Raw genomic sequence first — 19,020 nt, forward strand, 5'->3', positions numbered from 1 at the left:
GTGACGATGCCGGCGCAAAACAAAACCGACTGCGGGCGTGAGCCCGCAGTCATCGCCTTCAACGAGCGTCCGGTGCCGCTCAACATCTTTGCGTGGGGTGATCCCTCACAGCCGCCGTTGATCCTGATGCACGGATGGCGCGACCACGGTCGCAGTTGGGACCGGCACGCCATGAAGCTCGCCCGGTCCAGGTACGTCCTGGTCCCGGAACTGCGCGGACACGGCGACAGCGGCTGGTCGGCCGATCGCGCCTATGGAAGCGCCGACCTCGTGCTGGACCTCCATGCGATCTGCTCGACCATGGCGGCGGGGCCCGTCGACATCGTGGCGCATTCCGCCGGCGCGGAGACGGCGCTGCGCTATGCGGCCGTGTTCCCGGAAAGGATCAGGCGCCTGGTTGCAATCGAAGGGTTTGGCATGACGCCCGCCATGCGCGCCGCTCGGCTGTCGAAACCCATTCAGTCAAGGCTGCGAAGCTGGATCGAAGGTCACGCCGCGCTGTCTCTCGGCGAACGCACCCGGCGTTTCGCCAGTCTCGCCGAGGCCTGCCAGCGATTCTGCGAGGTGCATCCGTCGTTCCCTGCCGAGCTTGTACGCCATCTCGTGCGCTACGGGCTCAAGGAGACGGGGGACGGCGGCTATGCCTGGAAGAATGACCCGGCCCTCAAGGTCTTTTCGCTGCTCGACCTGCCGTTGTCCGATCTGCACGCCCTCTGGGGCAGCATCGAAAGCCCCGTCCTGCACATCCGGGGCAGCGACACCTGGGCTTCCGATCCCTTCGTCGACGGTCAGTCGCAGCATTTCAGGAACGCCGTCTACCGGGAGTTCGAGGGAGCCGGACATTGGGTCCATCATGATCGCCCGGAAGAGACACAGGATGCCATTGTCGCCTTTCTCGGCTGAGGATGCGGTCCTCCGCGATATTGCCGGCCGATGGGCGCATGACGTATTGGAGATTTGAACCATGTTCAATCTGCAGGCAAAGCCAAGCCATGAAGCCAGCAACGAAATCCGGTCCGAAAACTCCGGTCCGCCGAGCCGAAGCGCGACAGGCGAAGCTGCGCGAGAACATTCTCGCCGCGGCGAGGGACCTGTTTGTCGCCAAGGGCTACAGCGGAACCAGCATCGCGGACATCACCGAACAGATCGGCGTCAGCGTCGGATCCCTGTACTATCACTATCCCAGCAAGGCCGACGTGTTCACTGCGTTGTGGGAGCAATATGGGGAGAGGCAGGTCGAGGCGACGCGTTCGACCATCGTCGCGTTCCGGTCGGTCGGTATCGACGACGGCGTCAAACTGTTCCTTGCCGGGACGCGCGCCTATCTCGTCTCCGCCTGGGAAAACCGGATAGCCATCCAGCTCTTCTATGGGGACGACGTGCCGGCTGGATTCTCCCGGGTCTTTCGCAAAGGTCCGAACTGGCTGCGCCAGAACCAGAGATTGCTGGAGGGGCTGGGCGCCTCGCACATCCGCGCCATCACGGCGATCCTCACCGGGTCGATGAGCGAGAACGTGCGGCAGGTGGCGGGCTACGAGACGCTTCAGGAAGCTGAAGTCTACATCAACGCCGTCATCGACATATTCGCCCATATCGCGGAGTTCAGGACAGCCAGTCACGCGGTAGGCAAAGAGCCGATCACGGCAGGAGAGAGTTTGGAGGACTTATGAAGGTAGTGGTTCCGGTCAAGCGGGTTGTCGATGCGAACGTGAAGATCCGCGTCAAGGCGGACGGCTCGGGGGTCGAGCTGGCCAACGTCAAGATGTCGATGAATCCGTTCGACGAGATCAGCGTCGAAGAGGCGATCCGGTTGAAGGAGGCCGGCAAGGTCGAGGAGATCGTGGTGGTGGCGATCGGTCCGGCGCAGGCGCAGGAGACGCTGCGCACGGCACTCGCCATGGGCGCCGACCGCGCCATCCTGGTCAAGGTCGATGGCGAGGTCGAGCCGCTCGGCGTCGCCAAGGTGCTGAAGGGCGTGGTCGAGGCGGAGACGCCCGGCCTGGTCATCCTCGGCAAGCAGGCGATCGACGACGACGCCAACCAGACCGGCCAGATGCTGGCCGCGCTGCTCGGCTGGGCGCAGGGCACGTTTGCCTCCAAGGTCGAGATCGAGGGCGACAAGGCCAGGGTCACCCGCGAGGTCGACGGCGGCCTGCAGACGGTCGAGCTGAAGCTGCCGGCGATCGTCACCACCGACCTGCGCCTGAACCAGCCGCGCTACGCCTCGCTGCCCAACATCATGAAGGCCAAGAAGAAGCCGCTCGACGAGAAGAGCCCGGCCGATTTCGGCGCCGACGTCGCACCGCGCCTCAAGGTCCTGAAGACCGAGGAGCCGGGCGGCCGCAAGGCGGGCGTCAAGGTCAAGGACGTGGCCGAGCTGGTCTCGAGCCTCAAGTCCGCAGGCGTGATCTGAGCGATCGGGAAAGGAACACGAACATGGCAATTCTCCTCATCGCCGAACACGACAATTCTTCGCTGTCGGACCAGACCGGCAAGGCGCTGTCGGCCGCGCTGCAGATCGGCGCCGACGTCGACGTGCTGGTCGCCGGCAAGAACGCCAAGGCGGCGGCCGACGCCGCATCGAAGCTGAAGGGCGTGCGCAAGGTGCTGCTGGCCGAGGCCGACGCGCTTGCCGAGCGCCTGGCCGAGCCGCTGGCGGCGACCGTCGTGGCGCTCGCCGGCAGCTACGACACCATCGTCGCGCCGGCCACGACCTCGGGCAAGAACGTCGCGCCGCGCATCGCCGCCCTGCTCGACGTCATGCAGGTCTCGGAGATCACCGAAGTGGTCTCGGTCGACACCTTCAAGCGTCCGATCTATGCCGGCAACGCCATCCAGACGGTGCAGTCGACCGACGCCAAGAAGGTCGTCACCGTGCGCACCGCCTCGTTCCAGGCCGCCGGCGACGGCGGCGCGGCGCAAGTCGAGACGGTCGCTGCGGCGGCCGATCCCGGCCTCTCCGCCTTCGTCGAGAACAAGCTGTCGGAGAGCGACCGTCCGGAGCTGACCTCGGCCAAGATCATCATCTCGGGCGGCCGTGCGCTCGGCTCCTCGGAGAAGTTCCAGGAGGTCATCCTGCCGGTCGCCGACAAGCTGGGCGCCGCCGTCGGCGCCAGCCGCGCCGCCGTCGACGCCGGCTATGCGCCGAACGACTGGCAGGTCGGCCAGACCGGCAAGGTGGTCGCCCCGCAGCTCTACATCGCCGTCGGCATCTCCGGCGCCATCCAGCATCTGGCCGGCATGAAGGACTCCAAGGTCATCGTCGCCATCAACAAGGACGAGGAGGCGCCGATCTTCCAGGTCGCCGACTACGGCCTCGTCGGCGACCTGTTCACCATCCTGCCGGAGCTGCAGGACCAGATCTAGCAGTCCAGGCTCGAAGTCGCTGCGTCGGCGGCCCTGCCGCGAACGCATCGGCAAACGCGACCACGGGCGCAACAGGCTCCTCGACCATCGAGGAGCCTGCCCCGTCAAAGGGCCGCCATTCCAATATCTGACGCCTGGGCGGATCTCATGCCGCAGTCCTGGCCGAAGGTGATTCCTTCGGCGGCCAGGGCGGTTCAGTCCGGCCTCGGCGGACGAATCAGCGAAGAAGGCGTCACCAATCCCGTGGGCCGCCGGGCCTTGTGAACCTTCTGTCGTCGCATCGTGGATCCGGAAGAGGCGTCGCCATTTGCCTCGGCGCGTTGATCTGCTATTTCCTTCCCACTGCAATGCCGGGCCGCCTGTATCCGATCAGCGTGGCGCCCCACCAGGGCGCATGCTCCCTACCGGGTTGGCCCCCGTCCATTTAGTCGATCAGCCAGCGCCTGCCATTCAGCGCAGGGGGAGCCTGACGGCTTTGTGATTTGCCCTTGTTGGGCTTCGAGGTTCAACGAGAGTGCTATGGAACAACGTCAAATATCTAAAGGGTCGCCGGGAACATTTGGCTTAGATCATAGTGTTGCTCTTGGTCTGGCATGCGCCATCCTCTTCTTCATCGTTAGTAGCCTTGTAGCCTATTTCAATATCCAGTCGTTGCGTGTCGGCAACAACAAGATTGTCCAGACGCATAATTCCATTGTTGCGCTCGACGAACTGCTTTCGCTTGTGCAGGGTGCGGAAACGGGGCAGCGCGGCTTCCTGCTCACCAACGACGAAAGCTATCTTGCGCCTCACAATGCCGCGCTTCGGGCGATCCCTGTCAAGCTCGATGAGATCGGCCAGCAAACCAGCGGAAACGCCGGACAGGGCGAAAGGCTCATCGCACTCAGGCAGCATGTCGAGGCAAAACTCTCGGAACTCGGAGCGATCATTGACGTTCGCCGCACCCAGGGGCTCGATGCGGCGATCGCGATGATGAACTCGGACCGCGGCAAGGCCGAGATGGATGCGATTCGATCGCAGATCGCGGCCATGGCGGCGGGAGAGACGGCAGTCCGCGTCCAGCGCATTCTCGAAATGTCCAGCGCGCAGCAGACGGCATTCCTCAGCACCGTCCTGTCCGGTCTTGTCGGGATCGCGTTGACCGTGGCGATCGGCCTGATGATCCGTCGCACCAGCTTGGCTCGTCGACGGGACGAATGGCTGCAGTCCGGTCAGGTCGGACTGGCCTCGGCGATGCTGGGCGAACAATCCGTCGAGCAACTCGGCAACAGCATTCTCGACTTCCTGGCGCGATATGTCGGAGCTGTCGCCGGCGCGGTCTTCACCACCAGCGGCAATCACCTTCAGCGGTCCTCGGTCTACGGGGTTCCCGACGAGACGAGCGTACCGACGCGTTTCATGCCCAGGGAAGGGTTGCTGGGACAGGCGGCGGCGGAAGGCAAGTCCATGGTGGTTGGCGAGGTGCCCGACGGATATCTCGCCTTCGGGTCGGCGCTCGGCAAGGACAAGCCGAAGCACCTGTTCATTGCGCCGGGCAGCGTTGACGGCGCCGTGAATACGGTGATCGAACTCGGCTTCCTGCGTCCGATCGACGAACGGATCATCGCCCTGCTGGAACGCGCATCGGAGGCGGTCGCCATTGCGGTCCGGTCGGCGACCTATCGCGGCGAACTCCAGAATCTCCTCGAGGAGACTCAGCGACAGTCCGAGGAACTGCAGACGCAGAGTGAGGAGCTCCGTGTTTCCAACGAAGAGCTGGAGGAGCAGAGCCGGGCGCTGAAAGAGTCGCAGGCGCGTCTCGAGCAGCAGCAGATCGAGCTGGAACAGACCAACTCGCAACTGGAAGAGCAAGCCCAGCAACTGGAGGTGCAGCGCGACGACCTCGAGCGCGCCAACGCCTCCGTCCAGCTCAAGGCGCGCGAGCTGGAGCAGGCCAGCCAGTACAAGTCGGACTTCCTGGCGAACATGTCCCACGAGCTCCGCACGCCGCTCAACTCCTCGCTGATCCTCGCCAAGCTTCTCGCCGACAACCCCGAGGACAACCTGACCGAGGAGCAGGTCAAATACGCAAGGACGATCCAGTCCTCCGGCAATGACCTTTTGAACCTCATCAACGACATCCTCGACCTCTCCAAGATCGAGGCCGGTCATGTCGAGATCCAGCCCGAGACCGTGTCCGTCGAGCGCCTGGCCAACAATCTGCGCCAGGTCTTCCAGCCGCTGGCGTCGGACAAGAAGCTCGACTTCGCGGTCGAGGTTGCGCCGGAGTGCGCCCCGACGATCGAGACCGATCCGCAGCGGCTCGAGCAAGTGCTCAAGAACCTGCTCTCGAACGCGATCAAGTTCACCGAGGCGGGACGGGTCAGGCTCTCGATCCGTCGCGCCGCCGACGGCCATGTCGCCTTCTCGGTGTCCGACACCGGGATCGGCATTACCAAGGAACAGCAGCGGACCGTCTTCGAGGCATTCCACCAGGCAGACGGCACGATCAGCCGCAGATATGGCGGCACGGGGCTTGGCCTGTCGATCTCGCGTCAGCTCGTGCGCCTTCTGGGTGGCGCAATCGAGCTGCAGAGCGAGCCGGGACAGGGCAGCACGTTCACGGTCACGATTCCCGAAAGCTATGATCCGGCGCAGGTGGCGCCCCGCGACCAGCTGGCGAGCGTCTCGGCCGTCATGGCGACGCCGGAGCCGGTTCCTTCGCCCTCGCGCATCAAGGCGCATCGCAAGCTCGACGACGACCGTGATGCGCTGACGGAGGAGAAGCGCGTCCTGCTGGTCATCGAGGACGACGACACCTTCGCCGCCATCGTGCGCGACCTGTCGCGCGAGCTCGGCTTCCAGGCCATCGTGGCCGGCACGGCAGAGGAGGCGCTGAGCCTCGCCAAGGACTACATGCCCAGTGCGATCGTGCTGGATGTCGGCCTGCCGGATCAGTCGGGCCTTGCCGTCCTCGACCGTCTCAAAAATGACGTCAGGACGCGGCACATCCCCATCCATGTCGTGTCCGCGGGCGATCACACCGAAACTGCCTATTCGCTCGGCGCCGTCGGCTACATGGTCAAGCCCGTCAATCGCGAGCAGCTGGTCGATGTCCTCCAGAAGCTGGAGGCCAAGCTCTCACAGCGTGTCCACCGCGTGCTGATCGTGGAGGATGATCCGGTGCAGCGGGAGGCGGTCGCAAGACTCCTCGGTTCGGCGGATGTCGAGACCGTCACGGCAAGTACGGCCGCCGAATGTCTCAACCTGCTCAAGGACGAGACCTTCGACTGCATGGTGCTGGATCTCTCCCTGCCGGACGCCTCGGGCTACTCGCTGCTGGAAACCCTCAGCCAGGAGAGCTCCTACGCATTTCCGCCGGTCATCGTCTACACGGGGCGGGAACTGTCGGCGGATGACGAGCAGCGGCTGCGCCGCTACTCGAAGTCCATCATCATCAAGGGGGCGAAGTCGCCCGAGCGGCTGCTCGATGAGGTGAGCCTGTTCCTGCATCAGGTCATTTCGGATCTGCCGGCCGAGCAGCAGAAGATGATCCGCAAAGCCCGCAACCGGGACGCCCTGCTCGAAGGACGGCGCGTGCTCGTGGTCGAGGATGACGTGCGCAACGTCTATGCGCTTACCAACATCCTGCAGCCGCGCGGAGCGATCGTGGACATCGCGCGCAATGGCCGCGAGGCCCTGGAGGCCCTTCAAAAGGCTTCGACGGAGCAGGACACGCGGATCGACCTGGTGCTCATGGATGTCATGATGCCGGTCATGGACGGGCTGGCGGCCACCCGGGAGATCCGCCGGAACCCGGCGTGGAAGAAGCTGCCGATCATCACCCTGACCGCCAAGGCCATGCCCGACGACCAGCAGCGTTGCATCGAGGCCGGCGCCAACGACTACATGGCCAAGCCGCTCGACGTCGACAAGCTGCTGTCGCTGGTCCGCGTCTGGATGCCCAAATGACCGAGGTCGCAGCTCCCCAGAAGATCGAGGACATCGAGATCCGGCTTCTGTTGGAGGCTCTGTTCCTCAAGTACCACTACGACTTCCGCAACTATGCGATGGCGTCGATCAAGCGACGCCTCAGGCAGGCCCGCGAGCAGCTGGGCTTTGCCACCTTCTCCGCGATGCAGGAAAGCCTGCTGCATGATGCGTCGCTGTTGCCGCGGCTCCTGCGCTTTCTGACCGTCCAGGTCAGCGAGATGTTCCGCGATCCGAGCTACTTCAGGGCGATCCGCGAGAGGGTGGTGCCGCATCTGCGGACCTATCCCTCGCTCAAGGTCTGGGTCGCCGGCTGCAGCGGCGGGGAGGAGCTGTATTCGCTGGTGATCCTTTTCCGGGAGGAGGGGCTGGAAGACCGGACGATCTTTTACGCGACCGATATCAGCCACGAGGCGCTGCAAGCCGCCAGGGCGGGCATATTCCCGCTCGACCGGGCGCCGCTCTTCACCGAAAACCATCGGGAGTCGGGCGGCAAGTCCTCCCTGTCCGACTATTACCAGGCGGCCTATGGCGGGGTCTCCTTCGACAAGACCCTGCGCCGGAACGTGGTGTTTTCCGACCATAGCCTGGTGACGGATGCCGTTTTCGGCGAGATGCATCTCATCTCCTGCCGCAATGTCATGATCTATTTCGATCGCGCCTTGCAGGACCGGGCGCTGGGACTTTTCAAGGACTCGCTTGCCCGAAAGGGCTTCCTCGGGCTCGGCGCCAAGGAGACCCTGCGGTTCTCCCAGCACGCCAGTGCGTTCGCCGACTTCGTGCGTGAGGAAAAAATCTATCAGAAGCGGGCGGCGTGATGTCCGTCGAGCCCGAAGCCGTGGTCATAGGCGCGTCGGCTGGCGCTCTCGATGCGCTTTCGATCATCCTGCCTGCGCTTCCCGCAGATTTTCGCCTGCCGATCCTGGTCGTGGTGCATGTGCCGCCCGATCGGCGCAGCATCATGGCCGACCTGTTCCGGTCGAAGTGCCAGCTGCTCGTGCGCGAGGCCGAGGACAAGGAACCGATCCGCGGGGGGACGATCTATTTCGCGCCGCCGGACTACCATCTGCTCGTCGAAGTCGACCGGTCCCTTTCGCTCTCCAGCGATGAGCCGGTTCTTTTCTCCCGCCCATCGATCGACGTCCTTTTCGAAAGCGCCGCCGATGCCTATGGCGTGGGCCTGATCGCGATCGTGCTGACCGGCGCCAACCAGGATGGCGCCAACGGCCTCCGGGCCGTGGGTGAAGCGGGTGGAACCGCTATCGTCCAGAACCCGGACGATGCCTTCGCATCCGCGATGCCCGAGGCCGCCCGAAATATGTGCCCCAGCGCCCGTGTCCTGTCGCTCGAGGCGATCGCACAATACTTGAAAGAGGTTTGAAATATATATGGAGCCGGTTCCATTTCTACTGGTCGACGACCTGGAGGAAAACCTCTTGTCGCTGGAGGCGTTGCTGCGGCGGGACGACATTCGCCTCCTGAAGGCGCGGTCGGGCGACGAGGCGCTCGAGCTTCTGCTCCAGCACGACGTGGCGCTGGCGCTCGTCGACGTGCAGATGCCGGGCCTCAACGGGTTCGAGCTGGCGGAGCTGATGCGCGGCAATGAGCGCACCCGCCGCGTGCCGATCATCTTCGTGACGGCCGGCACCGGCGACAGCCAGCGCCGGTTCCGCGGCTATGAGGCCGGCGCGGTCGACTTCATCCAGAAGCCGATCGAGCCGGACATCCTGCGCAGCAAGGTCGACGTCTTCTTCGAGCTCTATCGACAGCGGCAGCAACTGGCGGCGCAGCGGGACGAACTGGCGGCCCAGGCCGAGGCGCTCAAGGAGGCGGCGCGGCACAAGGACATCCTGCTGCAGGAGATCAACCATCGGATCAAGAACCTCTTCAGCCTGGTGGCCGGCCTGATCTCGCTCAGCGCTCGCCCCGCCACCAGCGTGGCCGAACTCGAAGCCGATCTGAGGGCGCGCATGCACGCCCTGGCGCGGGCGCATGAACTCACCTTGCCCGAGCTCGTCAGGGAGACCGAACCAAGCGTGGCCGGAACGACGGTGGTTGCCCTGCTGAAGGCAATCGTGGCGCCTCACGAACACGAACAGGGCGCACGCATCGCCATCACCGGCGCTGACGCGCCGCTTGCCGGAAATTCGCTGACATCGCTGGCGCTCCTCCTGCACGAACTCACGACGAACGCCGTGAAATATGGCGCCCTTTCCTCGCCGACGGGAGAATTGAGCGTCGGGATCTCGGCGGTCGACCAAATGCTTCACCTGTCATGGGATGAGCGCGGTGGGCCCACCACTGCCCCGACGTCCTGCCGCGAAGGTTTTGGGACCACGCTCGAAAAAGCGGCGCTGAAGGGGCTGGATGGGACGATAGCGAAGGATTGGCGGTGCGACGGGCTCTCCCTGACGCTCACGGTTCCGCTGGCAAACCTAGTGCGATGAACCCGCGTGCGCTTGGCGGGACGTACGCCCCGTGACAATTGCCATGCGGGGCAGGGCATGCCTGGTCATGGGTGTTCTGGCTTGAACATCCGCATCAGGACGTCCGATCGCCGGACGAAATGCTGGACCAGGGCGCCGGCGATGTGAACGGCGATCGCGGCCAGCAGGACCGTCTGCAGCAACTCGTGCGCGACACCTGACGCTTCCACGCCAAGAATCCAGGCGACAGCTCCGGTCACCGGCAGCGCCAGCAGAAGCAGGTAGATCAATCCATGCACAGCTTCCGAGAGGAACTGCAGCAATCGCGGCTCATCGGCTGGCGGTGAGGGCGCTCCGCGCGTCACCCGAAGATAGATGCGCGCCAGCATGAGCAGCAGTACGAGCGAGCCTGCCGCAATGTGCATGTAGGTCAACGCCAGGTGATCGGCGGGGGGCGGCTCGGCCCGCAGCCACGCGCGCCAGGACGCTTCGATGGCGTCATGCGCCAGGAACTGGAAGGCGACCAGGACGACCACGATCCAGTGCAGCGCTACCTGGGCGCGGGAGTAGCCGGCGACCCTCCTAGCCATTGCTCGCCGCTCCGGCGCGTCTCTCGGTCATGTGAGCAAACCCTCTTCTCCTCGTCACGATCGCCGCGGATGCGGGGCAATGGTCCTATCCAGCACGTCTCCGGCGGCCCGCCCGTATTGATAATTCAAACGATTGCCATTCGTTCCGGAACCTTGTCGCCGCCGCGCAGTTACCGTCACTCGAAGGCAGCGAGGGGATTTTGACGGTTTCGCGGATTTCAAGACGGCGGATGCTTTTGGCGACGGTGCTGGGCAGCGCGCCACTCTTCGTCCCGAGCGCTCTTTCAAGGACGCTTTCGGGCTCCATTCCATGGATTTCCGGCACATCGCCCGCCCCCCGGGGGTTTGATGCGGCGCGCTTCTTCACGGCGGCAGAACGACGATGCGTCGACGCCCTCGTTTCCAGGCTGATCCCGACAGATGAGCTCGGTCCCGGCGCGCGAGAGGCCGGCGTGGTGGACTTCATCGACAACCAGCTCGCCGGTTCGTTCGGACGCGGCGAGCGCTGGTACATGAAGGGTCCGTTCGCCGATGGGCTCGAGACACAGGGCTATCAAAGCGAGCATGCTCCCGCCGCGCTTTATCGCGCCGGCATCGCCGCGCTCGACAACCATTGCCGGCAGCGCTTTGCAGGCCGCGTGTTCGCGGAGCTTGGCGAGGAAGACCAGGACGCACTGCTGAAACAGATCGAGGACGAGGGACTCGAGTTTGAGGACGTGTCCGCGACGGCCTTTTTCGGAATGCTGCAGGACAACGCGATCGAGGGCTTCTTCTCCGATCCGATCTACGGCGGCAACCGCGACATGGTCGGCTGGAAGCTGGTCGGGTTTCCGGGCGCCCGCTACGACTACCGGGATTACCTCGATCACAACGGCGCTCGGATTTCGATCGAGCCGGTAGGCCTTTCCGGCCGGCCGGCATGGAGCGCCGAGTGAACGCATCCCGGCAATTGAAGGCAGGCAAGGAGAAACAGGATGGTGCGGAAGCTCCCGCCGGTTGACGTGGTGCTTGTCGGATTCGGCTGGACGGGCGCTATCCTAGCGCAGGAACTGACGGAAGACGGGCTGGACGTGCTCGCCATCGAGCGTGGGGGATGGCGCGACACGCCGAGCCATTTCCCCACCACGGTCGCACAGGACGAATTGCGTTGGTACTGGCGCAAGGAGATGTTCCAGTCCGCCGCGCGCGATACGCTGACATTCCGCAACAACGGGAGCCAGACCGCGCTGCCCATGCGGCGCTGGGGATCGTTCCTCCCGGGCGAAGGCGTCGGCGGGGGCGGCGTGCACTGGAATGGACAGACCTGGCGCTTCCTGCCCTCGGATTTTTTGGCCGCCAGCCACAACATCGGACGCTACGGGCCGATGCCTGAGGGTCTCACCGTGCAGGACTACGGCGTCACCTATGGCGAACTCGAGCCGCACTACGATCGTTTCGAGAAGCTGTGCGGCATCGGCGGCAAGGCCGGCAATCTGAACGGCGAGATTCACGAAGGCGGCAACCCCTTCGAAGGGCCGCGCAGCGCCGAATATCCGAGCCCGCCGATGCACATGACCTTCGCGCAGCATCGCTTCGAGGCTGCCGCAAAGGAACTTGGGCTGAAGCCGTTTCCCGGCCCCTCCGCCAATATGAGCCAGCCCTATGTCAATCCGCTCGGCTGCCAGCTCGCGCCCTGCACCTACTGCGGGTTCTGCGAGAAGTACGGCTGCGGCAACTATTCCAAGGCCAGCCCCCAGACGACCATCCTGCCGGTGCTGATGAGCAAACCGAACTTCAGCCTGAAGGTCCACAACGAGGTGTTGCGGATCAAGCTCGACAGCACGGGAAGCCGCGCCACCGGCGTCATCCATGTCGACCAGAACGGCGAGGAATACGAGCAGCCGGCCGACCTCGTCATCCTGTGCGCCTATCAGCTCTCCAACACGCGGCTGATGATGCTCTCCGGCATCGGCGAGATCTACAACCCCGCGACCGGCGAGGGGCTGGTCGGCAAGAACTATTGCTACCAGGTGATGTCGGGCGCCGATGTCTTCTTCGATGACAAGTACACCAACGAGTTCGTCGGCGCCGGGGCGCTCGGCATGTGCGTCGACGACTACAACGGCGACAATTTCGACCATTCCGGACTGGATTTCATCGGCGGCGGCTACATCTCGTGCTGGACCACCCACAACCGTCCCATCGAACGGCAGCGTACGCCCGAGGGCACGCCGACCTGGGGTTCGGCCTGGAAGAAGGCGGTGGCGGAGAATTATCTGAAGTCGACCAATGTTGGCGCTCACGGCGCTTCGATGGCCCATGCCGGCAATCACCTCGACCTCGACCCGACCTACACCGACGTCTATGGCCGCCCGCTGATGCGGATGACATTCGACTTCACCCCCAACGACAGGGCGATGTCGGCCTTCCTGACGGAACGCGTCCGCGAGATCGCCGAGCGCATGGGCGGCCGGGAGATCAAGCTCAGTCCGCGCGAGGGTCCATATGACTCCATGCCCTACCAGACGACGCACAACACCGGCGGCACGATCATGGGCACGAATCCGTCGAACAGCGTCGTCAACCGCTACCTGCAGAGCTGGGACGTATCGAACCTGTTCGTGATGGGCGCCGGCGTGTTTCCGCAGAACGCCGGCTACAATCCGACCGGTACCGTGGCGGCGCTCGCCTACTGGGCGGCCGACGCCATCCGCGCGCAATATTTCAAGAGCCCCGGCGCGTTGGTGCAGGCATGAGGAAAGGGCTTCTCGTCGCAACCGCGCTTGCAACGACTCTCCTGGCTGGGGTCGTCCCTGTCACCGCGCAGGATACCGACTACGCGCAGGTGGAGCGCGGGCGCTACGCGCTGATCACCGGCAACTGCCAGGGCTGCCATACGGCGCCGGGCGAAGAGCCGTTCGCAGGAGGGCGCGGCCTGGAAACGCCATTCGGCACCATCTACACGCCCAACATCACCTTCGACCCGGAGACGGGGCTGGGCCGCTGGTCGCGTGACGATTTCCGGCGCGCCATGCATGAGGGCATCGCCCCCGACGGGTCGCGACTCTACCCGGCATTCCCCTACACGCATTTCTCCAGGATGCCCCGCGAGGAGGTTGACGCGCTCTACGACTATTTGTCGACGCTGCCTCGGGTGAAGAAGGAGAAGCCGGAGAACGGGCTGCCGTGGCCGCTCTCCTGGCGCGTGTCGCTGGCCGGCTGGCGATGGCTGTTCTTCGAGCCCGAGCCGTTTCGGCCCGACCCGGAGAAATCGCAGCAGTGGAACCGCGGCGCCTATCTGGTTGAGGGGCCGGGCCATTGCGCGGGCTGCCACACCGAGAAGAACCTGGCCGGCGCCGACAAGAAGGACCGCCATCTGATGGGCGGGCAGCTCGAGAACTGGTCGGCGCCCGACATCCGCGGCGGGCCGAATGGCGGGCTGGAGGACTGGAGCGAGGACGACATCGTCGACTTCCTCAGGAACGGGCGCAATGTTCACACGGCCGCCTTTTCCATCATGTCGGAGGTGATCGAGTATTCGACGCAGCACATGGTCGAGGAAGATGTGCGGGCGATCGCCGTCTACCTCAAGGATCTGGAGGGGGAGGAACGACCCTCGCCTTCCGAACCGGACAGCGCGACGATGGAGGCGGGCGCGGCGATCTATTTCGACAATTGCAGCGCCTGCCACGTCTCTGGCGGGCAGGGGGTGCCGCGCTTCTTCGCCCCTCTGGCCGGTTCGGGCAAGGTGAACAATCAAGACGCCACGACGGTTGTCCGCGTCATCCTCGAGGGCGCGCGCGCCGTGCCGACCAAGGCGCATCCGACGCCGCTCACCATGCCCGCCTTCGACTGGAAGCTGACCGACGAGCAGGTCGCGGCGGTCGCCACCTATGTTCGGTCGAGCTGGGGCAACCGAGGCGGCGCGGTTTCGCCTGCCGACGTCGCCGCTCTCAGGGAGCGGCTTGCCGACAGCATGGGGCCGGATCGATAGCGCGCGAGGGAGGAAGGATAGCCGACTTGGCCAGACGAACGCGGCGTCCGGGCCGCTCCGGCAGGAAGGCACCTGGAAGGTTCGCAACGATGGAGAGGGCCATCAGCCGCAACGAGTTGCCCGAACGGGTTGAAGGACGACCGGCCGCTTCCTCGCGCGCCGGTCCATGTCGCGCTGGCGCGCTGCTGGCGGGGTCGCCGCTGCTCGCCTCGTGCAGCGGCGTCCAGTCCGCACTCGACCCGGCCGGCGATGAGGCAAGCCAGGTCGCGACCCTGTTCTGGACGATGACGATCGGCGGCGCCGTCATCTGGGCGTGTGTCGTCGCGCTGTCGCTCTATGCCGCGCGCTGGAACCGCAGTCCGATCTCGGAGGAGGCGGCGGGCAGGCTGATCCTGTGGGCCGGCGTGGTGTTCCCGGTCAGCGTGCTCACCGCGCTGCTGGCCTATGCGTTCTGGCTGATGCCGTCGCTGCGGCCCTTTGCAGGCCACGAGCAGACGGGGCTTCGCGTCGAAGTGGCGGGCAGCCAGTTCTGGTGGCATGTCGTCTACCATCGCCCGGACGGTTCACGCATCGTCTCGGCAAACGAGGTTCGGCTGCCCGTCGGCCAGCGCGTCGAGTTCTCGCTGGAGAGCCGCGACATGATCCATTCTTTCTGGATCCCGGCGCTCGGCGGCAAGATGGACCTCATTCCCGGCCGCACCAACCGCCTGTCGCTGCTGGGCACCAAGGCGGGCGTCTATCGCGGCCAGTGCGCCGAATTCTGCGGGACGTCGCACGCGCTGATGGCGTTTGCCGCGATCGTCATGGAGCCGCCCGAGTTCGAGGCCTGGCTCGATGCGCGCAGTACGCCCTCGCCCGGGATCGGCGGGCGCGGCCAGGACATCTTCCTGCGCGAAGGCTGCGGCGACTGCCACCGCGTCGACGGCACGCCGGCGCAGGGCGCTTCCGGACCGGACCTCTCGCATGTCGGCTCGCGCCTCACCATCGGCGCAGCGCTGATGAAAAACGACCCCGAAGCCCTGGCCCGCTTCGTCGCCCATCCGGGCTCCCTCAAGCCGTTGAGCCAGATGCCGTCCTACCTCGACCTGTCTGCCGAGGAGCTGGCCGAGATCGCCGCCTGGCTGAAAGGGTTGCAATGAGCGACGCTCCGATATCCCGTCGCAATGGCGCCGAAGAGGAGGCGCAGCTGCGCGCGGTCTGGGCGGCGCCGAAGGGCTGGCGCTACTGGACTTCGGTCAACAACACCCAGGTCGGCCTCTGGTACGGCTCGGCCGCCTTCGCCTTCATGCTGTTCGCCGGGCTCCTCGGCCTGCTCATCCGCGCGCAGCTGACCGTCCCGGAGAACGACCTGCTGTCGGCCGAGTTCTACAATCAGGTCTACACGCTGCACGGCACCGTGATGATGTTCCTGTTCGCCGTGCCGATCTTCGAGGCGGTGGCGATCTTCCTGTTGCCGCCAATGCTGGGGGCCCGCGAACTCCCGTTTCCGCGGCTCGGCGCCTTCGGCTTCTGGAGTTTCCTGATCGGCGGCGTCTTCGTCTGCGGGTCGATCTTCTTCGGCGCAGCGCCCAATTCCGGCTGGTTCATGTACCCGCCTCTCGCAACCAGCGAACAGGCCGGGATCGGCGCCGACATCTGGTTGCTCGGCCTCTCCTTCATCGAAGTGGCGTCGCTCGCGGCCGCCGTCGAGCTCATCGTCGGCATCATGAAGTGCCGGGCGCCGGGCATGCGGGTCAACCTGATGCCGCTGTTCGCCTGGTACCTCTTGATCGTCGCGGGGATGATCCTGTTCGCGTTTCCGCCCCTGATCGCGGGCGACCTGCTGTTCGAGATGCAGCGCATGTTCGACTGGCCGTTCTTCGACCCGGCCCGCGGAGGCGATCCGCTGCTCTGGCAGCACCTGTTCTGGATCTTCGGGCACCCGGAGGTCTACATCATCTTCCTGCCGGCGATCGCGCTGCTGGCGATGATCATCCCGACCTTCGCCGGGCGTCCCATCGTCGGCTATTCCTGGATCGTGCTCGCCGCCGTCGGCACCGGCTTCCTGTCCTTCGGCCTGTGGGTGCACCACATGTTCGCGACCGGCCTGCCGCAGATTTCGCTGGCCTTCTTCTCGGCGGCGTCGGAGGCCGTGGCCATCCCGACAGCGGTGCAGATCTTCGTCTTCATCGCCACGATGCTCGCCGGCCGGGTGATCTTCTCGACGCCGATGCTGTTCGCGATGGGCGGCATCGCCATCTTCGTCATGGGCGGACTGACCGGCGTGATGGTGGCGCTGGCTCCCTTCGACTGGCAGGCGCACGACACCTACTTCATCGTGGCGCATCTGCACTACGTCCTGATCGGCGGCATGCTGTTTCCGGTCTTCGCCGGGCTCTACTACTATTACCCGCTCATCGACGGGAAGCACATGTCGGACCGGGTCGGCCGGTTTGCGTTCTGGTTGATGTTCTGCGGCTTCAACATCGCCTTCTTCCCGATGCACCTGGCCGGGCTCCGCGGCATGCCGCGGCGCGTCTACACGTATCCGGCCGACATCGGCTGGGACTGGCTGAACCTGATCTCCACCCTGGGCGCCGTGATCCTCGGCATCGGCATGTTCGCGGTGGTCGTCGACGTCACGCTCAACCGCCGGCGCAAGCGGCGCGGCGAGCAGAACCCGTGGAACGCCGGTACGCTGGAATGGATCAACGAGCCGGAGGAGAACTGGGGCGTCCGTTCCATCCCGCGCATCGAGAGCCGCTATCCGCTATGGGACCAGAAGGACCTCGCCCGCCAGGTCAACGACGGCGAATGGTACCTTCCGGACGCCAGGGAAGGCCGCCGGGAAACGCTGGTGACCTCCGTCCTCGACGCCGAGCCCGAACAGGTCCTGCGCGTGGGCGGCACTTCCTACGTCACCGTCGTCAGCGCAGCGACGCTGGGAACGGTCTTCATCGCGCTGACCTTCAAATGGTGGATCGTCTCGCTCCTGTCCGGACTGGCCTTCATCGCGGCGGTGATCTGGTGGCTGTGGACCGGCACGGGTGAAATCCCCGAGAAGGAAGAGAAGGACATCGGTCGCGGCGTCAGCCTGCCGCTCTACGCCTCCGGCGTGAAGTCGACCGGCTGGTGGGCCATGTTCATCACCATGACCGGCGACGGGACGGCCTTCGCCAGCCTCGTGTTCGGCTATTTCTTCTTCTGGACCATCCATGAGGATTTCACCGGCGGCACGGCAGGCCCCGGAATGTTCTGGCCGCTCGTGGCGCTGCTGCTGTTCGCAGCCGCGTGGGCCGCCACGATCGCGGCGCGCGAGATCAACCGACGCGGCGGCATCGCGGCGACGCGCCTCCTCTTGGCGGGCGGGGCCCTGCTTTCGGCATTGGCCTGCGCGGCTGGGCTCGCGGGACCGTGGACGACCGGCATGGACCCCACCGCCCATGTCTATCCGGCCATCGTGTGGATCCTCGTGCTCTGGACCGCCATCCACGGCATCCTGGGCATCCTTATGCAGGCCTATTGCCTTGCCCGCAGCATCGCCGGCCGGCTGACGCCCCGGTACGACATGGAACTTCACAACATCACGCTCTACTGGCACTTCATGCTGATCACGGCGGTCATCACCTTCTCGGTCGTCGGCCTGTTCCCGGAGGCGATCTGATGTGGCGTCTCCTGCCGAAACAGGTCGAGTCGCTCTGGACTCTGTTCACCGCGCCGGTGGTCTGGGCGCTGCATTTCCTCGTCTGCTATGTCGGCGCGGCCATCTTCTGCGAGAAGCCTGCCCTGCTCGGCGGGGATTTCGGCAATCTGCGTATCGCAATCGCGGTAGTGACCGTGCTTTCGCTCGCGATGATCGCGCTCTCCGCCACGCTGGCCTGGCGGCAGTGGGGTTTCGGCACGGGCGACCCGCCGCATGATGACCCCACGCGCAGGGATCGCCTGCTTTTCCAGGGCTACGCGACCCTTTTGCTTTCCGGCCTGAGCTTCGTCGCGGTCATCTTCACCGCGCTGCCGGCGCTCTTCTTGACGGGGTGCCTGCGGTGAAACGTCTTGCGCTCTCGCTGGGGCTCGTGGTGCTGGCGCTGATCTGGTTCGGTCCGTTGCTGGGGAGCTGGCGAGAATCCTTCGCGGCGCACATGCTCGCCCATATGGGCGTCATCGCCATTGCCGCGCCGCTGATCGCGATCGGATTGCCCAGCAGGTGGCAGTTCGGTCCGACCATGCCTGCCGCGCTGCCGGTGCTGGCGTCCGTCATGGAGCTGTTTGCGGTCTGGACCTGGCACGCCCCCGTCATGCGCGCGGCGGCCGAGGCGTCCCTGCTCGCGACCGTGGCCGAGCAGGCGACGTTTCTCGGCGTTGGCGTCCTGCTCTGGTCGTCCAGCCTCGCGGCGTCCGGCGAACGAAGACACGCCGCTGCGGGCGCCGGGGCGCTTCTGCTCACCTCCATCCACATGACCCTGCTCGGCGCGCTCCTGGCCCTCAGTCCGCGTTCGCTCTATGGAATCGGCGAAGTGACCTGTTTCGGGACGGTGCTGGACAGCGGCCAGGACCAGCAGCTCGGCGGCACCATCATGCTGTTCGTCGGCGCGGTGGTCTACCTGGTGGGCGGCCTGTCCCTGGTTTCCCGGCTCCTGGCCGCGCCACCGACCGCGGCGACACACTCGCATGATGAGGGAAATTCGGCCGCGCTATAGGCCGACGCGCGGCCGGCGCT

At 65.3% G+C, this 19,020-nt stretch carries 16 protein-coding genes; 15 read left to right on the forward strand and 1 reads right to left on the reverse strand.

Annotated features, from left to right (window positions below; all coding sequences use genetic code 11):
• From PD284_RS24605 to PD284_RS24640, 8 genes are all read left to right on the forward strand, one after another.
• On the forward strand, positions 1-903 hold a 903-nt coding region (locus PD284_RS24605), incomplete at its 5' end, for an alpha/beta fold hydrolase (RefSeq protein WP_274630977.1).
• 89 nt (positions 904-992) lie between these two features.
• Entirely contained in the window at positions 993-1,670 is a 678-nt protein-coding gene (locus PD284_RS24610; protein WP_274630978.1) for a TetR/AcrR family transcriptional regulator, read from the forward strand.
• Positions 1,667-2,413, forward strand: a complete 747-nt coding sequence (locus PD284_RS24615; RefSeq protein ID WP_274630979.1) for an electron transfer flavoprotein subunit beta/FixA family protein — start codon at positions 1,667-1,669, stop codon at positions 2,411-2,413. Before PD284_RS24610 ends, PD284_RS24615 begins: the two co-directional genes overlap by 4 nt.
• A gap of 23 nt (positions 2,414-2,436) precedes the next feature.
• Positions 2,437-3,366, forward strand: coding sequence for an electron transfer flavoprotein subunit alpha/FixB family protein (locus PD284_RS24620; protein ID WP_274630980.1), 930 nt, complete (start codon positions 2,437-2,439; stop codon positions 3,364-3,366).
• 519 nt (positions 3,367-3,885) lie between these two features.
• Positions 3,886-7,317: a response regulator gene (locus tag PD284_RS24625; protein WP_274630981.1), complete on the forward strand. Its 3,432-nt coding sequence runs from the start codon at positions 3,886-3,888 to the stop codon at positions 7,315-7,317.
• Positions 7,314-8,153 carry a CheR family methyltransferase gene (locus PD284_RS24630; protein ID WP_274630982.1) on the forward strand — a complete coding sequence of 280 codons (840 nt, stop codon included), beginning with the start codon at positions 7,314-7,316 and terminating at the stop codon, positions 8,151-8,153. The genes PD284_RS24625 and PD284_RS24630 overlap by 4 nt, the downstream gene beginning before the upstream one ends.
• Complete coding sequence (locus PD284_RS24635) at positions 8,153-8,716, forward strand: chemotaxis protein CheB (protein WP_274630983.1); 564 nt, start codon at positions 8,153-8,155, stop codon at positions 8,714-8,716. The genes PD284_RS24630 and PD284_RS24635 overlap by 1 nt, the downstream gene beginning before the upstream one ends.
• Positions 8,717-8,723: 7 nt before the next feature.
• Complete coding sequence (locus tag PD284_RS24640) at positions 8,724-9,782, forward strand: response regulator (protein WP_274630984.1); 1,059 nt, start codon at positions 8,724-8,726, stop codon at positions 9,780-9,782.
• 65 nt (positions 9,783-9,847) lie between these two features.
• Here PD284_RS24640 and PD284_RS24645 read toward each other — a convergent pair whose 3' ends face one another.
• Complete coding sequence (locus PD284_RS24645) at positions 9,848-10,351, reverse strand: cytochrome b (RefSeq protein WP_274630985.1); 504 nt, start codon at positions 10,349-10,351, stop codon at positions 9,848-9,850.
• Positions 10,352-10,581: 230 nt separating this feature from the next.
• Between PD284_RS24645 and PD284_RS24650 the strand changes: the two genes are divergently transcribed.
• The 7 genes from PD284_RS24650 (at position 10,582) to PD284_RS24680 (ending at position 19,000) form a co-directional block, all read left to right on the forward strand.
• Positions 10,582-11,286 (forward strand): gluconate 2-dehydrogenase subunit 3 family protein, encoded by a 705-nt coding sequence (locus PD284_RS24650; protein WP_274630986.1) that lies wholly within the window; start codon positions 10,582-10,584, stop codon positions 11,284-11,286.
• Positions 11,287-11,325: 39 nt separating this feature from the next.
• Entirely contained in the window at positions 11,326-13,086 is a 1,761-nt protein-coding gene (locus PD284_RS24655) for a GMC family oxidoreductase (protein WP_274630987.1), read from the forward strand.
• Complete coding sequence (locus PD284_RS24660; RefSeq protein WP_274630988.1) at positions 13,083-14,324, forward strand: c-type cytochrome; 1,242 nt, start codon at positions 13,083-13,085, stop codon at positions 14,322-14,324. The genes PD284_RS24655 and PD284_RS24660 overlap by 4 nt, the downstream gene beginning before the upstream one ends.
• An 89-nt stretch (positions 14,325-14,413) precedes the next feature.
• Positions 14,414-15,463 carry a cytochrome c oxidase subunit II gene (coxB, locus tag PD284_RS24665; RefSeq protein WP_274630989.1) on the forward strand — a complete coding sequence of 350 codons (1,050 nt, stop codon included), beginning with the start codon at positions 14,414-14,416 and terminating at the stop codon, positions 15,461-15,463.
• The gene (ctaD, locus tag PD284_RS24670; protein ID WP_274630990.1) at positions 15,460-17,967 is read left to right on the forward strand and encodes a cytochrome c oxidase subunit I; all 2,508 of its coding nucleotides are present in this window, start codon (positions 15,460-15,462) and stop codon (positions 17,965-17,967) included. The genes coxB and ctaD overlap by 4 nt, the downstream gene beginning before the upstream one ends.
• Positions 17,967-18,350: a hypothetical protein gene (locus PD284_RS24675; protein ID WP_274630991.1), complete on the forward strand. Its 384-nt coding sequence runs from the start codon at positions 17,967-17,969 to the stop codon at positions 18,348-18,350. The genes ctaD and PD284_RS24675 overlap by 1 nt, the downstream gene beginning before the upstream one ends.
• A complete protein-coding gene (locus tag PD284_RS24680; RefSeq protein WP_274630992.1) occupies positions 18,347-19,000 on the forward strand; it encodes a cytochrome c oxidase assembly protein in 654 nt (217 codons plus the stop codon). The genes PD284_RS24675 and PD284_RS24680 overlap by 4 nt, the downstream gene beginning before the upstream one ends.
• The last annotated feature ends 20 nt before the right edge of the window (positions 19,001-19,020 follow it).

The sequence above is a fragment of the Mesorhizobium shangrilense genome (assembly GCF_028826155.1).
Lineage (GTDB): Bacteria > Pseudomonadota > Alphaproteobacteria > Rhizobiales > Rhizobiaceae > Arvimicrobium > Arvimicrobium flavum.

Bases quoted from the DNA above. Each gene is read 5' to 3' on its own strand.
- PD284_RS24610 (WP_274630978.1), top strand. From the start codon at position 993: ATGAAGCCAGCAACGAAATCCGGTCCGAAAACTCCGGTCCGCCGAGCC.
- PD284_RS24615 (WP_274630979.1), top strand. From the start codon at position 1,667: ATGAAGGTAGTGGTTCCGGTCAAGCGGGTTGTCGATGCGAACGTGAAG.
- PD284_RS24620 (WP_274630980.1), top strand. From the start codon at position 2,437: ATGGCAATTCTCCTCATCGCCGAACACGACAATTCTTCGCTGTCGGAC.
- PD284_RS24625 (WP_274630981.1), top strand. From the start codon at position 3,886: ATGGAACAACGTCAAATATCTAAAGGGTCGCCGGGAACATTTGGCTTA.
- PD284_RS24630 (WP_274630982.1), top strand. From the start codon at position 7,314: ATGACCGAGGTCGCAGCTCCCCAGAAGATCGAGGACATCGAGATCCGG.
- PD284_RS24635 (WP_274630983.1), top strand. From the start codon at position 8,153: ATGTCCGTCGAGCCCGAAGCCGTGGTCATAGGCGCGTCGGCTGGCGCT.
- PD284_RS24640 (WP_274630984.1), top strand. From the start codon at position 8,724: ATGGAGCCGGTTCCATTTCTACTGGTCGACGACCTGGAGGAAAACCTC.
- PD284_RS24645 (WP_274630985.1), bottom strand. From the start codon at position 10,351: ATGGCTAGGAGGGTCGCCGGCTACTCCCGCGCCCAGGTAGCGCTGCAC.
- PD284_RS24650 (WP_274630986.1), top strand. From the start codon at position 10,582: ATGCTTTTGGCGACGGTGCTGGGCAGCGCGCCACTCTTCGTCCCGAGC.
- PD284_RS24655 (WP_274630987.1), top strand. From the start codon at position 11,326: ATGGTGCGGAAGCTCCCGCCGGTTGACGTGGTGCTTGTCGGATTCGGC.
- PD284_RS24660 (WP_274630988.1), top strand. From the start codon at position 13,083: ATGAGGAAAGGGCTTCTCGTCGCAACCGCGCTTGCAACGACTCTCCTG.
- coxB (WP_274630989.1), top strand. From the start codon at position 14,414: ATGGAGAGGGCCATCAGCCGCAACGAGTTGCCCGAACGGGTTGAAGGA.
- ctaD (WP_274630990.1), top strand. From the start codon at position 15,460: ATGAGCGACGCTCCGATATCCCGTCGCAATGGCGCCGAAGAGGAGGCG.
- PD284_RS24675 (WP_274630991.1), top strand. From the start codon at position 17,967: ATGTGGCGTCTCCTGCCGAAACAGGTCGAGTCGCTCTGGACTCTGTTC.